The organism is Massilimicrobiota sp. An142, from assembly GCF_002160725.1.
GTDB lineage: Bacteria > Bacillota_I > Bacilli_A > Erysipelotrichales > Coprobacillaceae > Allocoprobacillus > Allocoprobacillus merdigallinarum.
In genome coordinates this window covers 1-713 of sequence record NZ_NFLD01000096.1, presented here as the reverse complement: position 1 = coordinate 713, position 713 = coordinate 1, and the positions used below count along the sequence as shown (strand labels likewise).

General features: G+C 52.9%; 1 protein-coding gene and 2 rRNA genes. All 3 read right to left on the bottom strand.

Translation table 11 applies throughout. The annotated features are described in order from the left end of the window. Positions 1-409, bottom strand: a 23S ribosomal RNA gene (locus B5E87_RS14850); the annotation flags it as partial. Positions 410-432: 23 nt separating this feature from the next. Next, entirely contained in the window at positions 433-558 is a 126-nt protein-coding gene (locus B5E87_RS15625; RefSeq protein ID WP_275112324.1) for a hypothetical protein, read from the bottom strand. A 39-nt stretch (positions 559-597) separates the two neighbouring features. After that, positions 598-713, bottom strand: a 16S ribosomal RNA gene (locus B5E87_RS14845); the annotation flags it as partial.

Genomic DNA, 713 nt, shown 5'->3' with positions numbered 1-713 from the left:
TCCTCGTGCCCCGACGTACTCAGGGTCTGCCTCGCCCTGCTTCACGACTTCGGATACGGGAGTTTCACCCTCTTCGCTGCGCCTTCCCCTGCGCTTCTCCTGTCATGTCGCATCGACTTTCTCGGCAGCCCTATAACCCCATCATCTGATGGTTTGGGCTCCTCCGCTTTCGCTCGCCACTACTTACGGAATCGTTTTTACTTTCTTCTCCTGCAGGTACTGAGATGTTTCAGTTCCCTGCGTATTGCCTCGCTTGCGCGATGCCACCCTCGTGGATGGCGGGTTCCCCCATTCGGATATCGACGGGTCGTTGCCTGCTTACTGCTCGCCGTCGCGTTTCGCCGTTTGCTGCGTCCTTCTTCGCCTCCTGGTGTCTAGGCATCCACCATACGCTCTTCTTCGCTTAACCTAAAGTGTTCTTTCTGTGCTTTCTTAGTTTGCAACTAGATGATTTCGACCTTCTTCTTTGATCTCTTCATCTTCCTTCGCTTTCTTGTAGAAAGTTTGCTGTTCAGTTTTCAATGTTCCTGCCTTGAATGCAATCCCTTCAGACCACACTCAAAACCAAACAGTATCCACATCTTCTCTTCTCCCTAGAAAGGAGGTGATCCATCCCCACGTTCCCGTAGGGATACCTTGTTACGACTTCACCCCAATCATCAGTCCCACCTTAGACAGCTCCCTCCTTGCGGTTGGGCCACCGGCTTCGGGTG